The organism is Fluviirhizobium alvei, assembly GCF_030551875.1.
GTDB classification, from domain to species: Bacteria; Pseudomonadota; Alphaproteobacteria; order Rhizobiales; family Rhizobiaceae; genus Rhizobium_E; species Rhizobium_E alvei.
The window spans coordinates 184,690-204,470 of record NZ_JAUOZU010000001.1 but is presented as its reverse complement, the minus strand read 5'-3'; the positions used below and the strand labels follow the sequence as shown (position 1 = coordinate 204,470).

Below are 19,781 nucleotides of genomic sequence, written 5' to 3'. Positions count from 1 at the left end.
ATCAGCGCCTTTCGCGGAAAAATGTCCTGAGCATGGCCGCCGATTCCGTTTCCGCAAATCCGGAATAGACGTCGGGACTGTGATGGCAGGTTGGCGACTGGTAGAAGCGAACACCATTTTCCACCGCCCCTCCCTTGGGATCCGAGGCTCCGAAATAGAGTCGACGAATGCGTGCAAACGAAATTGCGGCAGCGCACATCGGGCAGGGTTCGAGCGTCACATAAAGATCGGCGCCGGGAATACGTTCGCTCGCCTTGGCGTTCGTCGCGGCGCGGATCGCAAGAATTTCGGCGTGGGCTGTGGGGTCATTGAGCTCGCGGGTGCGATTGCCGCCGCGACCGATCACTTCGCCATCCAGCACGACGACAGCGCCGATCGGCACCTCGCCACGGGCAAAAGCAGCCTCCGCTTCCGCCAAAGCCAATGTCATGAAGCGATTTGCAGGCGGCAAACGGCAAATTCCTCTTAACCCGGACCCTCTCACCTGATAGGAGAGCTTCAAAGTAGAGGCAAGCACAAATGAAAGATACCAAAAAACCCGGTGCTGGCGGTCGCAAGACTTTCCGGGACAAGACATTCCGGGACAAGCCATCGGACGGCGACCGGCCGCCGCGCAAGCCGCGCGAGGACAGGTCGGAAGGTTCCGGGCGTTCAGAACGGTCGGCCGAGGCGCGTTCATCGGCAAAATTCGGCAAGCCGGCTTCCGACAAGCCCCGTGCTGACAGACCCTATTCCGACAAGCCGAGGTCCGACCGGCCAAGGTCAGACAGGCCGCGCACCGATGAAGCCCGGTCGGAGAAGCCGCGTTCCGATAGGCCCAATTCTGACCGGCCCTATTCCGACAGGCCCCGCAGCGATCGTCCGCGCGCCGAAAAAACCGGCTTCGGTCGCACCGGCGGCGACAAGCCACGCAATCCCGATCATCTGGTCGTGGCTGGCGAAGGCGAGCGTATTTCCAAGATCATGGCGCGCGCCGGTGTCGCTTCGCGGCGCGATTGCGAGCGCATGATCCTCGAAGGCCGCGTTTCACTGAATGGCAAGGTACTGACGACGCCGGCGGTCAACTGCCAGCCATCCGATCGTATCGAAGTCGACGGCAACCCGATCGGCGCCATCGAACGCACCCGGCTGTGGATCTATTACAAGCCTGCCGGGCTTGTGACGACGAATTTCGATCCGGAAGGCCGCCCGACCGTGTTCGACAATCTGCCGCCGGAACTGCCGCGCGTCATTTCGGTCGGCCGCCTAGACATCAACACCGAAGGCCTGCTGCTGCTCACCAACGATGGCGGCCTTGCCCGCATGCTCGAACTACCGTCGACCGGCTGGCTGCGTCGCTACCGCGTGCGCGCCTATGGTGCCATCGACCAGGAAAAGCTCGACAGCCTCAAGGAAGGCATTGCGGTCGAAGGCGTTCTCTATGGGGCCATCGAGGCAACCCTTGACCGTGCCCAGGGCCACAACAGCTGGATCACGATGGGTCTGCGCGAAGGCAAGAACCGCGAGATCAAGAATGTGCTGGGCGCTCTCGGGTTGGAAGTTAACCGGCTCATCCGCATCTCCTATGGGCCATTCCAGCTCGGCGAACTCGAGGAAGGCCAGGCTGTCGAGGTGCGCAGCCGCACCCTGCGCGACCAGCTCGGACCGCGCCTGATTGCCGATGCCAATGCCAATTTCGAGGCACCGATCATCAACCAGGTCCAGCCTGAAAAGGTCGAGGAAGAGCCCGCCGAACGCGAAGCCCGTCCGCGCCGCGAAAGCCGCGAAGAACGGCGCGAACGCGATCTCGCCCGCATCGACACGCAGCCACCGCGCGAACGCAAGTTCGATCGCGACGGCAAGCGCGATGACGGCGAGCGTCCGGCAAAGGGTGAGCGTGGTTTCGAGAAGAAGCGCGAACCTCTGCGCGCCGGCACCCGTACCGCCAATGTGTGGATGGCACCGGGCGCCAAGCCGCTGGGTCCGAAAAAAACCAAGGAAGCCGAAGTCAAGGCGCGCAAACGCAAGGCAGCCGAGTTGAAGGCGGCCGAAAGCGGCGAACGCGACGGCAAGGAAGGCCGGTTCCGCAAGTCCGCTTCCCGTCCGGCACGCTCCGGAGATGACCGCAAGGGCGGCGGAGATCGTCCGAACAAGCCATCCGGCTCGAGACCCGGCAACGGTTCGCCAAAGGGAGGCCCGAAGCGCGGTGCGGATCGTCGGCGGTGAGTTTCGTGGCAGAGCGCTGAACGGACCCAAGAGCAATGCGATCCGGCCGACCACCGACCGGACGCGCGAAAGCCTGTTCAACATCATCAGCCACACCTATCCGGAAGCGCTGGTCGGCAAGCGGGTCATCGATTGCTTTGCCGGGACCGGGGCCATCGGCCTTGAAGCGATCTCGCGCGGGGCGACGCATGCGCTTTTCATCGAAAACTCGGTGGAAGGCCGCGCACTTCTGCATGCCAATATCGAGACGCTGGGACTGCAGGGCAAGACGCGCATTTTCCGGCGCGATGCGACAGACCTCGGACCGGCTGGCAATATGCCGCCATTCGATCTGCTCTTTGCCGATCCGCCCTATGGCAAGGGTTTGGGTGAGAAGGCGCTCGCCGCAGCCGACGCCGGCGGCTGGCTGAAGGAGGGTGCGCTGGTGGTTCTTGAAGAGGAAGGCTCGGTCGATCCGATCGTCGGGACGAACTTCAAAAGGCTCGACGAGCGAAGCTTCGGCGACACCCGCATGCACTTCTACAGCTACCAACCGGGTCAGAAACGCTAGGGTCAAAACTCAATCAGGATTTGGAGCGTGGTATGTGGGAAAATCGTTCGGTTTTAGAAGCAGATTCGAAGATGGATCGAACATCCATCGAGAATCTGCGACGCCAAACCGGGCGATTTTCACCATATCCCTTCGGGACGCGGCGGATTTTGGCTCTGAATGCGTCGAAAACCCTTTGTGGAGTTGGGCTCCACGGCAGGCTTTTCTCCTGTTCAGAACCAAAATCCGTCTCGCGCCACGCCCGAAACCTGATTGAGTCTTGACCCTAGGAGCCTGGCATGGATGCCGAACCCAACGCCTCGACACCGACGATTGCCCTCGCGCTCGGCGGCGGCGGGGCCAGAGGGCTCGCGCATATCCATATCGTCGAAGCGCTCGATGAGCTGGGTCTGAAACCGGTTGCCATTGCCGGTTCCTCCATCGGCGCCATTATCGGCGCCGGCGTTGCTGCCGGGATGAGCGGAAAGGACATCCGCGAATTCACGCTGAAAACCGTGGGAAATCCACGCGAAGTGATGAACCGAATCTGGTCGCTCAGACCCAATTCCGTCCGAGAAATGGTCACCGGCGGTTTCCGGTTCGGCCAGTTCAACCTCGAACGGATCCTCAAGGCCTTCATGCCCCCGGCATTGCCGGAAACTTTCGCGGATCTCTCGATCCCGCTGAAGGTGACGGCGACAGACTATTATGGCCAGGCGGGTATCCTGATCGAAGAGGGAGAGCTTTTTCCGGCCTTAGCAGCCTCCGCTTCCATTCCGGCCGTCTTCATGCCGGTCAAACATGAGGGTCGCATCCTGATCGATGGCGGCATCTATAACCCGGTTCCGTTCGAATATCTGTCCGGTCTGGCGGATATCGTCATCGGGGTCGATGTCGTGGGCGCGCCGGTGGGTGAGGATCAGCAGATGCCGAACCGGGTGGACAGCCTTTTCGGGGCCTCGCAACTGATGATGCATTCGATCATTTCAATGAAGCTTGAGGCGCACCGGCCCGACATTTTTCTTCGACCCGATGTTGGCCGCTTCAAGGTGCTCGATTTCCTCAGGGCCGAGGAGGTGCTGAAAACTTCCGAAGCCGTGAAGGATGAGCTCAAGCGCGCCATCGATGCCGAGATTACTTTTCGCGCGCTGCCGGCCGAAGGCTGACCGCCTCCGATAGGGAGAAGCGGGCCGCAAGTCTGCCGCCCGCTCCTGAAAATCACTTCTTTAGAAGATCGCGGATTTCCATCAGAAGCTTGACTTCATCGGACGGTCCCGGTGCCGGCGCAGGTTCGGCGTCCTTCTTCGGCATGAAACGGCTAACCAGCTTCAAAAGCATGAAAATGCACCAGGCGATGATCAGGAAGTTGATGATCACGGTGATGAAGTTGCCGTAAGCGAAAACCGCCCCCTGTTCACGCGCCGCTGCAAGCGAGGTGGCCGTGACCTTGCTGGAAAGCGGAATGAAATAGTTCGAAAAATCGAAGCCGCCGATGATGGCGCCGATGATCGGCATGATGAGATCATCGGTCAAAGACGATACGATCTTTCCGAAAGCCGCGCCGATAATCACGGCGACAGCGAGATCAAGCACATTGCCCCGTGCAATGAAGGCCTTGAATTCGTTTAGCATCCCTTACTCCTGTCTGGATTGCCCCCGGCCAGATATTAGCAGTAACTTCTAGAATTAATAAATTGAAAACAGGGGATCCGGGCGAAAACTGCGGGACGATGTAACAAATTCTTGGCTTTCCACAGGTCGGGTCGATAAGATCCAGGATGCCGGTGCGCTTGAGCAGCGCACGTAGGCAGATGCGGACGGGGGAGCGCATGCTTTCAGGATGGCTGGTATTCGGTGCGGCGATTGCCTACCTGGCAATGCTGTTTGCCGTGGCCAGCATTGGCGACCGGCGCGCCAAGACAGGCCCCGCGGCCGCCCGCAGCCGGCCGGTGGTCTATGCCCTCAGCCTTGCGATCTATTGTACGTCCTGGACCTATTTCGGCGGCGTCGGTCTGGCTGCCGAACGCGGCTTCGAGTTCACCGCCATCTATATCGGCCCGATCCTGATGTTCACGCTCGGCCTGCCGCTGATCCGCCGGATCATCGACATTGCCAAGGCCGAAAAGCTGACATCGATCGCCGATTTCATCGCAGCCCGGTACGGCAAGAATCCGATCGTCGCCTTCACTGTCGCGATCATCGCGCTCGCAGGCGCGGTGCCCTATATCGCGCTCCAGCTCAAGGCCGTGTCGACATCGGTCGCGGCACTTGTCGATACATCGGGCTACACGATCGGACTCGATTCCCACCAGTTCATCGACCTGCCGCTGCTGGTGTCGCTGTCGCTTGCCTTCTTTGCGGTTGTCTTCGGAACCCGTCATGCCGATGCGACCGAACATCAGGACGGGCTGATCCTTGCAATCGCAACGGAATCGCTGGTCAAGCTGATTGCGTTCCTGACGCTTGGCATCACCGTCGTCTTTTTCATTTTCGACGGGCCGTCCGATCTCATCAGCAAGGCAGCCGACCATATCCAGGCGACTGCAGCGCTCGAGCATCACACGCCGATTGCGCGCTGGATAACCCTGATCCTTCTTTCGGCCTTCGCGGTGATCATGCTGCCGCGCCAGTTCCATGTCACGGTGGTCGAAAACCGCACGCCGGGCGAATTGCGCCTCGCCAGCCTGTTCTTTCCGCTCTACCTGATTGCCATCAACATCTTCGTCATTCCGGTCGCCATCGGCGGTGTCATCCAGTTCAATGGCGGTGGCGATGCCGATCTCTATGTGCTGACGCTGCCGCTGATGGCAGACATGCCGATCATTACGCTGATTGCCTTCATCGGCGGTTTTTCGGCTGCCACCGCGATGGTGATCGTGGCCTCCGTTGCGCTGGCGATCATGATTTCCAACGATATCGTGATGCCGTTCCTGCTTCGGCGCAATCTGGTCGGCGCGCGCAATGGCAACGAGGATCTTGGCGCACTGGTGCTGATGGTGCGGCGCGGCGCCATCTTCGTCGTGCTCATGCTGGGCTATGTCTATTATCGCGCCGCCGGCTCGTCGAATGGCCTGGCCTCGATCGGTCTCATCGCCTTTGCTGCCGTCTCGCAGATGGCGCCCGCCATGCTCGGCGGCCTGTTCTGGCGTCGTGCCAATGCGCGCGGGGCAATTGCCGGGCTCGTGACCGGGTTTGGCCTCTGGCTGTGGCTGCTGTTCATACCCAGTCTCGGCTGGGTCAATGCCTCAAGCGATGTCGCGACGGTTCTGACGAGCATTCTGCCGTTCGGCTATCTGTTCGCCGGCCCGGAATCCGACCCCTTCATCGTGGCCGTCTCGATCAGTCTGTTGTTCAACACGCTTGCCTATATTCTCGGCTCGCTGTCGCGCAATCTGAAGCTCGTCGAACGCCAGCAACTGGCCGCCTTCCTGCCGCAGATCAGGAGCAGCCGCCCCCTTGTGCGCGGCTGGCGGACCAACCTGACGGTCGGCGATCTGAAGAAGGCGATCGGTCGCTACCTCGGCGATGAACGGATGGAACGTTCCTTCACCTCGTTCGAATATTCCTCCGGCCACAAGCTCGATGACCGGCGCTATGCGAGCGCAGAACTTCTGAATTTCGCCGAACAGCTGCTCGGTTCGGCAATCGGCTCGTCCTCGGCGCGCCTTGTTCTGTCGCTGACCATGCGCCGGCTCGATGCACATCCGACCGAAACCGCGATGCTGCTCGATCAGGCCAGCGAGGCGCTGCAGTATAACCAGGGCGTTCTGCAGACCGCGCTTTCGCAGATGGACCAGGGTATTGCCGTTTTCGACAGCGAAAACCGGCTCGCGATCTGGAACCGTCGCTTTCGCACCCTGCTCGACCTGCCTGAGCAGGCCGGACAGGTGGGCTTTCCGCTTAAATCCATCATCGAGATCGTCTCCAGCCGCACCGGTTTCCCGGAAAGCGAACAGAAGGTGGTGATGGAGAAGATCCTCGCGCTCGACACCCCGTTTCTGCTGCATATGGATGGCGGCGAACGCATCATCGAACTGCGCTCGAACCCGATGCCCGACCAGGGCTTCGTTACGACGCTGACCGATATTACCGAACGCGTGCGCGCCAGCCGGGCGCTCGAGGAAAGCAACGAGACGCTCGAGCAACGTGTCAGTGAACGAACGCGCGAACTCGTTCGCGTCAATACCGAACTGGCGGAAGCGCGCGCCTCCGCCGAAGAAGCCAATATCGGCAAGACGCGCTTTTTCGCCGCCGCCGGCCACGACATCCTGCAGCCGCTCAATGCCGCGCGCCTCTATGCGTCGTCGCTGGTGGAACGGCTCGGCCATTCGGCCAATTCCGATCTCGTTCTCAACATCGATTCCGCGCTGGAATCCGTCGAAACCATTCTTGGCGCCGTGCTGGACATTTCACGGCTCGATACGGGGGCGATGAAACCGCGCTTCTCGACGCTGGTGCTTGATGATTTCCTGCGACGCATTGAAACCGATTACCAGCCGCTTGCCCATACCCGAAACCTGGAACTGGTGGTGCTGCCTTCGACGCTCAAGGTGAGGACCGACCCTACCCTCCTCCGGCGTCTGGTGCAGAACCTCGTTTCGAATGCCATCAAATATACGTTGAGCGGCCGCGTGCTCGTGGGTGTCCGGCGGCGCGGCAACGAGGCATGGATTCAGGTGCATGATACGGGCATCGGCATTCCGACATCGAAATTCCGCACCGTGTTCAAGGAATTTGCCCGTCTCGATGAAGGGGCCCGCACCGCATCAGGTCTTGGCCTCGGCCTGTCGATCGTCGATCGCATTGCCAAGGTGCTCAATCATCCGGTGGAACTGCAAAGCGTTCTCGGAAAGGGCACGGTGTTCCGGGTGCGGGTGCCGCTCGATCTCAGTGCCTCTGTGCCGCAAGTGACGGAAAAGACCCCGAGCCCGCAGCCTATCCTGCAGAAACTCGATGGCGTACAGGTTCTCTGCATCGACAATGAAGCTGCCATTCTCGACGGCATGCGGCTGCTGCTCGAAGGCTGGGGCTGCCAGGTTGGCACCGCCGACAGTCTTATGGCAACCGGCACCGTCATCGAAGGGCGCCAGATGCCACAGGTCATCATTGCCGACTATCATCTCGATGACGGGACCGGGATCGAAGCCATCGCCGGCCTTCGCCAGGTTTTCGGCGATCTGCCGGCGATCCTCGTGACCGCCGACCGTTCACCGGAGGTGCGGGCCGCCGCCGAGCGCGACAATATCGTGCTACTCAACAAGCCAGTGAAGCCGGCGGCTCTAAGGGCAGTGCTGACACGGCTTGCCAGCCTCGCGCAACTCGCTGCGGAGTAGTTGCCAAGCGTCGATTGCCCTTCCCTTCCGGCTGCGAATCCGCGAAAATGAATCCATGACAATCAGGCTCCTTCCCGAAACGCTGGTCAACCAGATTGCCGCCGGCGAGGTGATCGAACGCCCCGCCAGCGCGGCCAAGGAATTGATCGAAAACGCGATCGATGCCGGCGCCAGCCGCATCGAGATTGCCACCGCCGGCGGTGGCAAGGCGCTTCTGCGCGTCACCGACAATGGATCGGGCATGCAGCCTTCCGATCTCGAACTCGCCGTGCAACGCCATTGCACCTCCAAACTCGACGAGGGTCTCGACAATATCCGCACCCTGGGTTTTCGCGGCGAGGCCCTGCCATCGATCGGATCGGTGGCACGGCTGTCGATCACCAGCCGGCCGCGGAATGCGGATAGCGGTGCCGAAATCACGGTCACGGGCGGCAAGGTGACGCCAGTGCGTCCGAGCGGCGCCAATCCCGGCACCATTGTGGAAGTACGGGACCTGTTCTTCGCCACGCCGGCGCGGCTCAAGTTCCTCAAGAGCGAGCGTGCCGAAGCCGGCGCCATCACCGAAGTGGTTCGCCGCATGGCGATTGCCTTTCCGCATATCCGTTTCACGCTCTCGGGATCGGATCGCTCAACAATCGAATTTTCGGCGACGGGTGCTGACCGGCTCGCCCGCATCGCTCAGGTCATCGGCAAGGATTTCGAGGAGAATGCAATCGAAATCGATGCCGAGCGCGAGGGCGTTCGCCTCACGGGCTTTGCCGGCCTTCCGGTCTTCAACCGCGGCAATGCTGCCCACCAGTTCGCCTTCGTCAATGGGCGCCCGGTGGCCGACAAGCTGATCGCCTCTGCCCTGCGCGGCGCCTATGCCGAAACCGTTCCTTCGGGACGCTTTCCGGTCGCGGTTCTCGATCTCGCGCTCGATCCGGCGCTAGTCGATGTGAATGTGCATCCCGCGAAATCGGATGTCCGGTTTCGCGATCCCGGTCTTGTGCGCGGGCTGATCGTCGGCGCCATCCGCGAAGCGCTCGCCCGCGATGGCGATCGCTCCTCCACCACCGCAGCACGCGCCATGGGTGCCGCCTTCCGTCCTGACAATTCCGGCGGCCCGTTCCGGCCCTGGTCGGCGGCCACCTCGCCCTCGCGCCCCTTCGCTTTCAGTCCCAGCCGGCTTGAAGTTTCCGAGCCAAGGCAGGCCAGTTTCAGCACCGTCGACAGACCTTCGGCGCGGATGCATGAGCCGGCACCATCCGCAGATCTGCCTGCGGCAGAGGCACCTATCGCCACCAACCACCTGCTGGGAGCGGCCCGCGCGCAGCTGCATGAGAATTACATCGTCGCGCAGACCGGCGATGGCATCGTCATCGTCGACCAGCATGCCGCGCATGAACGCCTGGTGTTCGAGGAAATGCGCAAGGCGATCAGCAACCGGGCGCTGCCCTCGCAGGCGATGCTGATCCCGGATATCGTCGATCTGCCGGAAGAGGCGTGCGACCGGCTGATGGAACATGCAGAAAGCCTGAAGCAGCTGGGGCTGCATTACGAGCGGTTCGGTCCCGGGGCAATCCTCGTCCGCGAAACGCCATCGATGCTGGGCAAGATCGATTGCCAGTCCCTGATCCGCGACCTTGCCGACGAAATCGGCGAATGGGACACATCCCACGGCCTGCACCAGCGGCTGGAACATGTCGCCGCCACAATGGCCTGCCATGGGTCCGTCCGTTCGGGACGGCGCCTGCGCATCGAGGAAATGGATGCGCTGTTGCGGCAGATGGAGTCCACACCGGGCTCCGGACAGTGCAATCACGGCCGCCCCACCTACATCACGCTCAAGCTTTCGGACATCGAACGCCTCTTCGGCCGCAGCTGAAAGCGCTGGCAATTCGCCACTGGCGGCTTTATACCGCTTATACCAAGTGTCGATGATAGGAACGGTCTGGGACCAGGCAGGGCTGAGCGATGATGAACCGGTTTGAAGGCAGTGGCAGCCGCGAGGCGAAGATTCGCTATCTTGATGGCGACTTCCACATTCTGCTGCCCGGCGGCTTTGTGATCTGTGCCATCACCGGCAAACAGATCCCGCTCGACGAGCTCAAATACTGGAGCGTCGACCGTCAGGAGCCCTATGCCGATGCGGCGGCCTCCCTTGAGGCGGAAAAGCGCGCCGGAACGCTGCCAGTCTGATCAGCCGGTGCGACGCTTCCGGAACGATGCGATGGCCTGGTCTATGATCTGGCCGGGTACGGACGGGGAATCGAACGCCATTTCGACGTCGACGACCACCAGCTTCTCCAATAACCGCTCGGCAATGCCACCCTCGCCCTGCAGCCGGGCCGCATCCTTGGCCGTGGTGACGATCGTGAGCCCTTTCGCTTCCGCCACCGCCAGGATCTCCTCCATCTCGTCGGCGCTCAGATAGTAGTGATCACCAAACGAGCGGGTCTCGACGATCTCGGCGCCAAGCCCGCGGACGGTCTCGTAGAATTTGCCCGGATCGGCGATACCGGCAAAGGCGAGCACTTTCTGCGAAGCGATCCGGTTCGGCTCGACAGGACGGATTGCTGCCTCGAAGACCGGTTTACCCGAACGGGCGGCACTGCGAATGAAGGGATCGGCAGCCACTCCATTGCCGACCTTCAAAAGTGCCGTCGCGAAGGAAAGTTGCAATTGCGTCGGCGCCCTGACCGGACCAGCCGGAATGATGAAACCGTTGCCGATCCCGCGCCGCGTATCCACCACCATTAAGGCATAGTCGAACAGAAGGGCCGCACTCTGGAAACCGTCATCGAGCAGGATGAGGTCGACACCTTCCTCGATCAGACGGCGTGCACCTTCGACCCGGCGGCGGGAGATGACGACCAGCGCTTCGCGGGCGATCAGCAACGGCTCATCGCCGACATCGCGCGCCCGGTGATGGTGTGGATCGATCACGGTGGTCCGGTCCATGGTGCCGCCATAGCCGCGGCTGAGCACGCCCACCTTCAGGCCTTTGGCAGCGGCAGCGCGGGCGAGCGCAATCACCGTCGGGGTCTTGCCTGCGCCACCAACCGTGAAATTTCCGACGCAGATGACCGGAACGGGCATCGGCAGGCGACGGGCACGCTTCAGCCGTCGCCCTGCGACGAAGCCGTAAAGCTTTGCGATCGGCGCGAGCAGCCAGGCTCGCCAATCCCTGTCCTTCCACCAGAATGGTGGTGCTTCTGATACCATGTCCCTGTCCGGTCGCGTTCCCCTCGCCGCGCCTGGTCCCTGCTCGGGCTGCGGCTCCGCATGAGCGCGATCAAAACGCGAAAATCATTGATAATGCAAGGCGCTTCCTGCCGAAAGCCGGCTCAGGCGGCCTCAAGCTCGTCGAGAAGCGTGACAAGATCATCGACGCCGTCGATCACATGGTCGGCGATCGGCTCGAGATGTTCGCGTGTGCCGGTTCCACTCAGCACGCCGACGGCGAGACCCGCAGCCGCATTGCGCGCCATGTGCAGGTCGTGGGTATTGTCACCCACCATCAGAACCTGCCCGGCCGGCACGCCGGTTGCTTCGGCAAAACCATGGATCATGCCCGGGCCCGGCTTGACGCCATGACCGCTGTCGTAACCAGCGATATAATCGAGCAGCCCGAGAATGCCCTTGCTTTCCGCCATCAGCCGGATCGATGCCTCGTTGTCGGACGAGGCAATGCCGAGCTTCAAACCGCGCGCCTTCAACCGGGTGAAGAGTGTGACCAGATCGGTCAGAGGCACCGCATCGGCGGCACCTTCAAAGAAGAAACGATCGAGTGCGGTGGTAAGATCTGCAAGCGCGAAAGGCGCACCATGGTCGATCATCGCCCGGGCGATCTCGCCGGTCGAGGAGGCTGCAAACAGACTGTCGGGCACGACGCGGCCGCTTTCGGGATCCATGCCGCAGGCCTGCATGAGACGGTTCGCCAGCGCCTGATCGCCGTTGGCGGCATAAAGCGCCGCCCGGCGATTGACCGGCTCCCAGCTGCGATCGAAATCGAGGAGCGTTCCATCCTTGTCGAACAGGACAGCGGCAATCTTTGTCATCGGATCATTTACCCGAATTTTCCTGCGATGGATTTCTCGGCATCAGCCGCGCCTTCATCGTCAGAGGGTTGATATAGGGATCGAGCCCGCGCATGGTCTTGGACAGGGCGCCGCGCATCTGGTGAACCGTCTGCAGTCCGGCATCGATCATTGCATGGCGCGCCGGCTCGTTGGTCAAAAGATAATAGACGCCCTTGGCCAGCATTTCGGTGTCGCGCACCATGCGCGCCGAGCCGTTGCGTGCCAGCATCTGGTAGCTGTCCCTGAAGTTTCCGACATGGCCGCCGGACAGAATGGCGCAACCCATCATCGCCGGTTCGAGCGGGTTCTGTCCGCCGGACGCCGTCAATGACCGGCCGACGAAGGCAATCTCGGTCAGTTGCAGATAGAGGCTCATTTCGCCGATCGTATCGCCGAGATAAACGGTCGTATCTGGCATGATGGAATCGCCGCGGCTGCGGCGCGCCACGACCATACCGGCATTGTTCAGTGCCTCTTCGATCTCGTCGGCGCGCTCGGGATGTCGCGGCACGATAATGGTCACGAGATCGAGCCGCGACGACAAGAGCTTGTGAACGTTGGCGGCAGCGATTTCCTCACCATCGAAGGTCGAGATCGCTGCCCAGGTCGGACGGTCGCCGATCTGGTTGCGAAGCCGTTCAAGAACAGCCGCATCGGCTTCCGGCAGACCGCTCTCCGCCTTCAGGTTGCCGGAAACGAGCACCGGAAGTGCGCCGAGTTCCTGGTAGCGGGTCGAATCCAGTTCCGACTGGGCGATGACGAGCGCCAGGTTTTCGAAGAGCGCCGAGGACATGCTGCTGAACCGCGACCAGCGCCGATAGGAGCGATCCGACATGCGGGCATTGACGAGGATCTGCGGAATATGGCGCTCGCTGAGCGCCATGATGGTCATCGGCCAGATTTCCGATTCCGCAAAGAGCGCGAGATCCGGCTGCCAGTAGTCGAGAAAGCGATCAAGCGCCGGCTTGAGATCGAGCGGCACATATTGATGGATGACGGAGGGTCCCATGCGCGACTGGGCGAAGCGGGCCGAAGTGACCGTTCCGGTGGTCAGCAAGACCGTAATGCCGCTCCTGCCGATCTCGCGGATCAACGGCACCATCGCATTGGTCTCGCCGACGCTGGCCGCATGAACCCAGACCAGCGGCCCTTCCGGCCGCGGCGCACTGGCATAGCCGTAACGTTCCGACCGTCGCGACCGTTCTTCCTTGCCGCGCGCCGAGCGCACTGCAAGCGCAGCCGTAATCACAGGATAGGCAGCAACGCCCAGCCAGCGATAGGTGGCCAGGGCCAGACGCGCCCTCAAGCCCATCATCGGTCAGATATCCCTGCCGCTTGAGGGATCAATGCTTGTCACCGGTCGGGTCGAGCAGCTTGTGCATATGGACGATGTAATAGCGCATATGGGCGTTATCGACCGTCTGCTGGGCCTTGGCCTTCCAGGCCATGTGCGCACTCGCATAGTCGGGGAAGATACCGACGATATCGAGCGCGTCGAGATTGTTGAATTCGGTGGAATCCAGCGATTTCAGTTCGCCGCCGAATACGAGATGCAGCAGTTGTTTCGGACTATCGGTCATCATTCTTCCCCTGAACATTGGCCGCCCATGATGCGAGCAGCCGTTAATGTTTTTCGGTTCCGGGCACCGGATGCCTATGAGGCGACATCGTTACCCTGTCAGATCGCGGAAAGCAAAGCCTTCAGCGCTTGATCATCGGCTGCAGCCACAAGAATGTCATGGCGTGGCAACGGCCGGTTATAGACGGGATCCTCACCCCGCAGGTCTGCAAGCCGCCCACCGGTATTGGCCAGGATGAGATGGGCTGCAGCAAGATCCCAATCATGCGCATTGGCCTTGACCAAGGTGGCATCGAGCCGACCATCCGCAATCATTGCCAGCCGATAGGCGAGCGAAGGCGCATTCTTGACCCGCTCGACCTCGGCAGGCAGGGCGGCGGCAAATCTGCGCAACAGATCCTCGGCGCCGCTGATGCGTCGGATCGCACCCGACGATGGACGAACCGGCAGAGGAACGCCATTCTTCTCCACCCGGCCATCCGCGGTTGCGACATAACATTCGTCGAGGGCCGGCGCATAGAGCACACCCGCGACAGGCAAGCCGTCATCGGTGACCGCTGCACTGACGACCCAGGTCTCCTTGCCATTCATGAAGGCGCGGGTTCCATCGATCGGATCGATGATGAAGACGCGGCTGCGGGACAGGCGCTCGGGCGCATCCTCGCTTTCCTCCGACAGCCAGCCATAGTCGGGCCGGGCCGCCATCAATCGATCCCGCAGAATATCGTTGGCGGCATGGTCGGCCGCCGTCACCGGCGACGTGCCCTCGTTCTTCCACCAGATCTTCACATCGTTGCGGAAATAACGCAGCGCCTCGCGGCCGGCCTCCCGGGCCGCCGTGACCAGAAGGTCGAGATCCTCTTTGTCGATCGCATGCTCGCCTCTGGGCGATGTCATCAGCATAGAGTTCCGTTTCTACTTGCCCGCAACGGTCATGTTCTCGATCAGGATCGTCGGCGCTGCAACACCGAAGTTGCGGTCGATATCATTGGCCGGGGTCATCGCCATGAACATGTCCCGCATGTTCGAGGCCAGCGTGATTTCCGAAACAGGATAGGCCAGTTCGCCATTCTCGATCCAGTACCCGGATGCCCCGCGCGAATATTCCCCGGTCACGATGTTGGCACCATGACCGATCAGTTCGGTGACATAGAAACCATCTTTGACCGAGCGGATCATGTCTTCCGGCGACATCTCACCCGGCTCAAGCGCCAGATTGGTCGATGAGGGCGAAACAGAGTTGCCACCCCGGACGCCACGTCCGTTGGTATGCAGGCCGAGTTCGCGGGCCTGCGATGTGGCAAGGAACCAGTTTTTCAGGATGCCGTCCTCGATCATCAGCAGCCGCTCACCGCGGACACCTTCGCCATCGAACGGACGCGATGACGAACCACGGACGATCTGCGGATCGTCGCTGATTGTGAGCCCGGAGGCGAGCACCTGCTTGCCCATCATATCCTTGAGGAAGGAGGTCTTGCGCGCAATGGCCGCACCATTGATCGCACCAGCGATATGGCCGACGAGACTGCGGGCGACGCGCGGATCGTAGATGACGGTCACACCGGTCGCGGTTGGCACCTTGCGCGGATTAAGCCGCCGCACCGCCCGTTCCCCTGCCTTGCGACCAATCTCCAGCGCCGGATCGAGATCGGCATAGTGCAGACGGGAGCAGCCTTCGTGATCCCGCTCCATGCCGGTTCCCTCACCGGCAATCGCGCTCACGCCTCGACCGAAACGGGTCGCCATATAGGCGCCGGAAAAACCGGTCGAGGTCACGAGAACGAGGCCACCCATCGAGGCGGAGGCCCCTGCGCCCGCCGAGCGCGTGACGCCCGAAATGGAAAGCGCGCCCTCTTCGGCTTCCTTGGCGGCGGCGGTCAGTTCAGCCGAACTGACTTCGGTGGGATCGAAAAGATCAAGATCTGCGTGCTCTCTGGAAAGATCCGCCTTGTCTGCTAGACAGGCGAAGGGATCTTCCGGCGAAGCTTTTGCCATCGCGACCGCACGTGCAGCAAGTTCGGCGAGGTCGAAGCCCGGATTGGCCGACACGCTTGCCACCTTGCGGCCCACGAAGACACGTAGCGAGAAATCATCGCCTTCGGAGGAGTCAACACCTTCAACCTGCCCCTGTCGGACAGAAACCGACCGGGATCGCGACCGGACCGCGACCGCATCGGCTTCGGTTGCACCAGCCTTCAGCGCGAGATCGACAAGTTCGGAAGCGCGCGACAGCAGCGGACGGGAATCGATGGGTTCGGACATAAAAGACCTTTCTTTTGTTCCCATTTATTGTGCGCTTGCAAAATCATCAAGGGTTACAATACTGAGGGCGGGATTATCCCGCCCGGAACCGCTTTCATGTCGCAATCGCACACTTTGTTCAACGAGGCCATCCTTCTGCTCGGAGGTGCCGTGGTAACGGCGCCGCTGTTCAAGAAACTCGGCCTCGGCACCGTGCTTGGCTATCTCGCGGCGGGCGTCGTCATTGGACCGGTGCTTGGCCTGATCGCAGAGGGGGAAGAGGTTCTTTCGGTTGCTGAACTGGGCGTCGTCCTGCTTCTCTTCATCATCGGGCTCGAACTCAAGCCGGCCCGCCTCTGGCAGATGCGGCGGGATATATTTGGCCTGGGTACGGCACAGGTTCTGTTGACCGGCTTTGTGCTCACCCTGATCGGCTGGCTCTCCGGCCTCGTCGCATGGCAGGGTGCCGTGGTCGCCGGTTTCGGCATCGCGCTCTCGTCGACCGCCTTTGCCCTGCAGATTCTGGAAGATCGCGGCGGGCTCAACACGCCTTATGGCCAGAGAGCCTTTGCCGTTCTGCTGTTCCAGGATCTGGCAATCGTTCCGCTTCTCGCCCTGACGGCCTTCATCGCGCCCGGCAATGACAATCACGGGTTCGATCTTGTCGGTATCCTGGTGGCCATCGGCGCTATCCTCGGCCTTGTTCTGACGGGTCGGTATCTTCTCAATCCGCTTTTCTATGTAATCGGCCGCACCGGTGCGCGCGAAGCGATGATTGCAGCGGCTCTGTTTGTGGTTCTTTGTGCGGCGAGCGTAATGGAACTCGCAGGCCTTTCGATGGCGATGGGCGCCTTTCTCGCCGGCCTGATGCTGGCGGAATCCTCGTTCCGGCACGAACTCGAAGCCGATATCGAACCGTTCCGCGGCATCCTGCTCGGCCTGTTCTTCATGGCGATCGGCCTCTCCCTCAATCTGTCGATCGTTCTTGCAAACTGGAAGATCCTGCTCGTTGCGGTGCCGGTGATCATGGTGGTGAAATCCGCCATCATCTACGGCCTCTGCCGGATTGCCGGTTCAAGCCACAACCATGCGCTCAAGACCGGCTTCCTGCTGGCGCAGGGCGGTGAATTCGCCTTCGTGCTATTTACAGCGGCGGCCGGGGACAGGGTGTTTTCCGGCGAAGTCGCGTCTACCCTGATCGCCGTCGTCACGTTGACGATGGCGCTGACGCCGCTCTATTCTGCGGTGCCTGCACTTCTCATCCGCCCGGAAAAGCGGGAAATCCTCGAGGAGGATTTCGAAGGCGCCGATGCCGACGTTCTGATGATCGGCTTTTCGCGTTTCGGGCAGATCGTCGCGCAAATCCTGCTTGCCGGCGGACGGACGGTGACAACACTCGACCATTCGGCGGAGCGTATTCGCCAGGCTTCGCGGTTCGGCTTCCGCATCTATTTTGGCGACGGAACCCGCAAGGACGTTCTGGTGGCCGCCGGCATCGAGAAGGCCAAGATCGTCGCCATCTGTACCAACAAGCAGGAAATCACGGACCAGATCGTCGATCTCGTCCAGGCGGAATACCCGGATGCGCGGATTTTCGCGCGCGCCTATGATCGCGGCCACACGCTGGCGCTCCGGGCCAAGGGCATCGAGTATGAAATTCGCGAAACCCTCGAATCCGGATTGACGTTTGGTCGCAAAACGCTTGAAGCGCTCGGTGTACCGGACAGCCTCGCCCAGGAAATCACGGACGATGTCCGTCGTCGCGACGAAGAGCGGCTGGCCATCCAGGCGGTGCAGGGAATTACGGCCGGCCGCGAAATGATCCTGACCAAACCAGTACCGGAACCGCTGGTCAAGCCTGAGCGAAATGCCGCCGAATGAGCAAATGCTCGTTGCATTTCCGAACGCGACATAACCGCCGATTAAGCCTGAATTAACAATCATCTGCGATCTATTAGCGAGCTTGAAATGAAAGCGGGCCGGTTCGGTCCATTCAGCACCGCAGGCAGGGGAATGCGCTGGATAGCCCCACTATAGCCTGCCGTTCCCGCTTCAAGACGGATGCCAGCATGCTCCACGCCCCCTGACACAGGATCACCTGCAATGAGTGATGCAGCGTCGTTCGACGCCATCCTGCAGTACAATATGCTCGAGGTCTTCTGCGAAGCCCTCGGTGCGGCGATCCTTGTCACCGATCGACTGGACAATATCGTCTTCGCAAGCGCGCGCCTGCTGCAATTTTTTCCCTTGCGCGAAAACGCAATCGAGCCCGGCAAGCGGGCCCGCGATCTCTATGGCGCGCTCTATGATGCGGGTTGCCGGATCGGCAATAACTACGGGAAGCTGGAGACACCGCCGAACCGAAACGACTGGATCGGCGAACGCATTGCCACTTCGTGGAAAGAAAGATCGGACTCGATCGAACGCTACGGCGCCGATCGCTGGCTGCATTTCGTCAGCCGTCGATTCTCTTCCGGTATCGGTTTCACCGTGCTTCAGGATATTTCCGAACACAAGAAGAAGGAACATCTCTGGCGCGCCGAAAGCGAACGCGTTCGCATCACGGAGGAGATCCTCGACACCCTGCCTGTCGCAGTCGCTGTGAAAGACCGCAATCTTTCCTTCGTTGCGGTGAACCAGGAATTCTGCCGCCTTCACGAGACCACGCCCGACGTTGTACTCGGCCGCAATGTATGGGATTTCCTGGATGCCGAAACCGCAGGCGTGATCGAAAAAAGCGACTGGCAACTGCTTTCGGCCGGTGGCGACCATACTGACAAGGTCGAGATCGAACGCCCGAATGGCGACAAGACCGAGATGCTTCGCATCGGCAGACGCATCGGCAAACCCGGCAAGCACTACATTTCCCTGACCTTCTCGCCAACGGAAACGCCTTCCGATCGTGCATTTAGCGTGGCGCCAACGCGTGGGGATGAGGCGAATTTGCGGAAACGTCCGGAAACCGGATCCTTCGACGCCGCAGGTGATAAGGCAGGTCAAACAGTTGCGGACCCGAGACAAAAAGCGAAGAACATCCTAATGGTCATCGGGAACACAGAGGCTGCACCCGAATTGCCAGTGATCGCAAAACGGCTTGGAGCGGAAGCCTGTGTTCTTGAAAACGCCCGGGAATTGGCTGCCTTCCTTCCCGCCGCCCAGGCTGCCGGAATCCAGATCGACCTCATCCTTCACTTTGCGGAAGACAGCGATAGTGCCAAAGTTGCTGCGGCCTCGGGTGTCAGAACCATCGCACTCTCCGATACGGATGAAAATCTCGTAACCATGATTTCAAAGGCCTTGGACGCTTCGGACGAAACGATACCGGCGCCTGCGAAAGACCTCGCCCCGCCCCCGGGACGGCCAAGCGTCGTCAGGGAAATGGTGCCTGTCGATATTCTTGCGATCGAGGACAATACGATCAACCGGATGGCGCTCGAGCAGATTGCCGAAAGCCTTGGTTTGTCGATTGTGCTTGCGGCATCCGCTGAAGAAGGATTGTTGGCAAGCCGGACACAGCAGTTTTCGCTCCTCCTCGTGGATCTGACCCTGCCGGATGCGACGCTCGGCGAGACGATCAACAAACTGCGCGACACGGCGAACGCGAGGGAAGCACCGATCGTCGCCATGATCCCGCATGATTCCGAAGACGAGCGCAAGGCCTGCAACGATGCCGGCGCCAGCGCCATACTTACCAAACCTCTCGATCCAGAAGCGCTTGATCGGGCCTTCAGGCAACTAGTCCTCAACGTTGTTGCAACCTCGTCAAAAAGGACGGCAGCCTGATGCAAGTCAGCCCGACTATCAAAAGCACCAACGGTTTGGCTGAAAAA

General features: G+C 61.1%; 15 protein-coding genes and 1 pseudogene. 8 read left to right on the top strand and 8 right to left on the bottom strand.

The features are described 5' to 3' along the window. Position 1 precedes the first annotated feature (1 nt). Positions 2–430 (bottom strand): nucleoside deaminase, encoded by a 429-nt coding sequence (locus tag Q4481_RS00945; protein WP_304374341.1) that lies wholly within the window; start codon positions 428–430, stop codon positions 2–4. Positions 431–789: 359 nt separating this feature from the next. On the opposite strand from Q4481_RS00945, the pseudogene Q4481_RS00940 reads away from it, so the two are divergent. The 3 genes and pseudogenes from Q4481_RS00940 to Q4481_RS00930 form a co-directional block, all read left to right on the top strand. After that, a pseudogene (locus Q4481_RS00940) lies at positions 790–2,199 on the top strand (pseudouridine synthase); the annotation flags it as partial. Beyond that, the gene (gene rsmD / locus Q4481_RS00935; RefSeq protein ID WP_304374339.1) at positions 2,186–2,755 is read left to right on the top strand and encodes a 16S rRNA (guanine(966)-N(2))-methyltransferase RsmD; all 570 of its coding nucleotides are present in this window, start codon (positions 2,186–2,188) and stop codon (positions 2,753–2,755) included. The pseudogene Q4481_RS00940 and the gene rsmD, both read left to right, overlap by 14 nt. A gap of 278 nt (positions 2,756–3,033) precedes the next feature. Next, the gene (locus Q4481_RS00930) at positions 3,034–3,900 is read left to right on the top strand and encodes a patatin-like phospholipase family protein (protein WP_304374337.1); all 867 of its coding nucleotides are present in this window, start codon (positions 3,034–3,036) and stop codon (positions 3,898–3,900) included. Between the two features lie 52 nt (positions 3,901–3,952). On the opposite strand, the gene mscL is transcribed toward Q4481_RS00930, so the two are convergent. Further along, entirely contained in the window at positions 3,953–4,366 is a 414-nt protein-coding gene (gene mscL / locus Q4481_RS00925; protein WP_304374336.1) for a large conductance mechanosensitive channel protein MscL, read from the bottom strand. Positions 4,367–4,563: 197 nt separating this feature from the next. On the opposite strand from mscL, the gene Q4481_RS00920 reads away from it, so the two are divergent. From Q4481_RS00920 to Q4481_RS00910, 3 genes are all read left to right on the top strand, one after another. Next, positions 4,564–8,067: a PAS domain-containing hybrid sensor histidine kinase/response regulator gene (locus Q4481_RS00920; protein WP_304374334.1), complete on the top strand. Its 3,504-nt coding sequence runs from the start codon at positions 4,564–4,566 to the stop codon at positions 8,065–8,067. A gap of 55 nt (positions 8,068–8,122) precedes the next feature. Further along, positions 8,123–9,934, top strand: a complete 1,812-nt coding sequence (gene mutL, locus Q4481_RS00915; RefSeq protein ID WP_304374333.1) for a DNA mismatch repair endonuclease MutL — start codon at positions 8,123–8,125, stop codon at positions 9,932–9,934. A 92-nt stretch (positions 9,935–10,026) separates the two neighbouring features. Next, positions 10,027–10,248 (top strand): DUF2093 domain-containing protein, encoded by a 222-nt coding sequence (locus Q4481_RS00910; RefSeq protein WP_304374751.1) that lies wholly within the window; start codon positions 10,027–10,029, stop codon positions 10,246–10,248. Here the strand turns inward: Q4481_RS00910 and lpxK are convergent, their stop codons facing one another. The 6 genes from lpxK to Q4481_RS00880 all read right to left on the bottom strand — a co-directional run bounded on the left by lpxK (position 10,249) and on the right by Q4481_RS00880 (position 15,972). Then, on the bottom strand, positions 10,249–11,274 hold the full coding sequence (gene lpxK / locus Q4481_RS00905) for a tetraacyldisaccharide 4'-kinase (RefSeq protein WP_304374332.1): 1,026 nt from the start codon (positions 11,272–11,274) through the stop codon (positions 10,249–10,251). It lies immediately after the preceding gene. 122 nt (positions 11,275–11,396) lie between these two features. Next, entirely contained in the window at positions 11,397–12,110 is a 714-nt protein-coding gene (locus Q4481_RS00900; RefSeq protein ID WP_304374330.1) for an HAD family hydrolase, read from the bottom strand. Positions 12,111–12,114: 4 nt separating this feature from the next. Then, positions 12,115–13,446 (bottom strand): lipid IV(A) 3-deoxy-D-manno-octulosonic acid transferase, encoded by a 1,332-nt coding sequence (waaA, locus tag Q4481_RS00895; RefSeq protein ID WP_304374329.1) that lies wholly within the window; start codon positions 13,444–13,446, stop codon positions 12,115–12,117. 28 nt (positions 13,447–13,474) lie between these two features. After that, complete coding sequence (locus Q4481_RS00890) at positions 13,475–13,711, bottom strand: DUF4170 domain-containing protein (protein ID WP_304374328.1); 237 nt, start codon at positions 13,709–13,711, stop codon at positions 13,475–13,477. A 98-nt stretch (positions 13,712–13,809) separates the two neighbouring features. Beyond that, the gene (locus Q4481_RS00885) at positions 13,810–14,607 is read right to left on the bottom strand and encodes a 3'(2'),5'-bisphosphate nucleotidase CysQ (protein WP_304374326.1); all 798 of its coding nucleotides are present in this window, start codon (positions 14,605–14,607) and stop codon (positions 13,810–13,812) included. Between the two features lie 18 nt (positions 14,608–14,625). Continuing rightward, positions 14,626–15,972 carry a TldD/PmbA family protein gene (locus Q4481_RS00880; RefSeq protein WP_304374325.1) on the bottom strand — a complete coding sequence of 449 codons (1,347 nt, stop codon included), beginning with the start codon at positions 15,970–15,972 and terminating at the stop codon, positions 14,626–14,628. Between the two features lie 96 nt (positions 15,973–16,068). On the opposite strand from Q4481_RS00880, the gene Q4481_RS00875 reads away from it, so the two are divergent. Then, positions 16,069–17,832, top strand: a complete 1,764-nt coding sequence (locus Q4481_RS00875; protein WP_304374324.1) for a monovalent cation:proton antiporter-2 (CPA2) family protein — start codon at positions 16,069–16,071, stop codon at positions 17,830–17,832. 222 nt (positions 17,833–18,054) lie between these two features. Beyond that, positions 18,055–19,734: a response regulator gene (locus Q4481_RS00870; RefSeq protein ID WP_304374323.1), complete on the top strand. Its 1,680-nt coding sequence runs from the start codon at positions 18,055–18,057 to the stop codon at positions 19,732–19,734. The last annotated feature ends 47 nt before the right edge of the window (positions 19,735–19,781 follow it).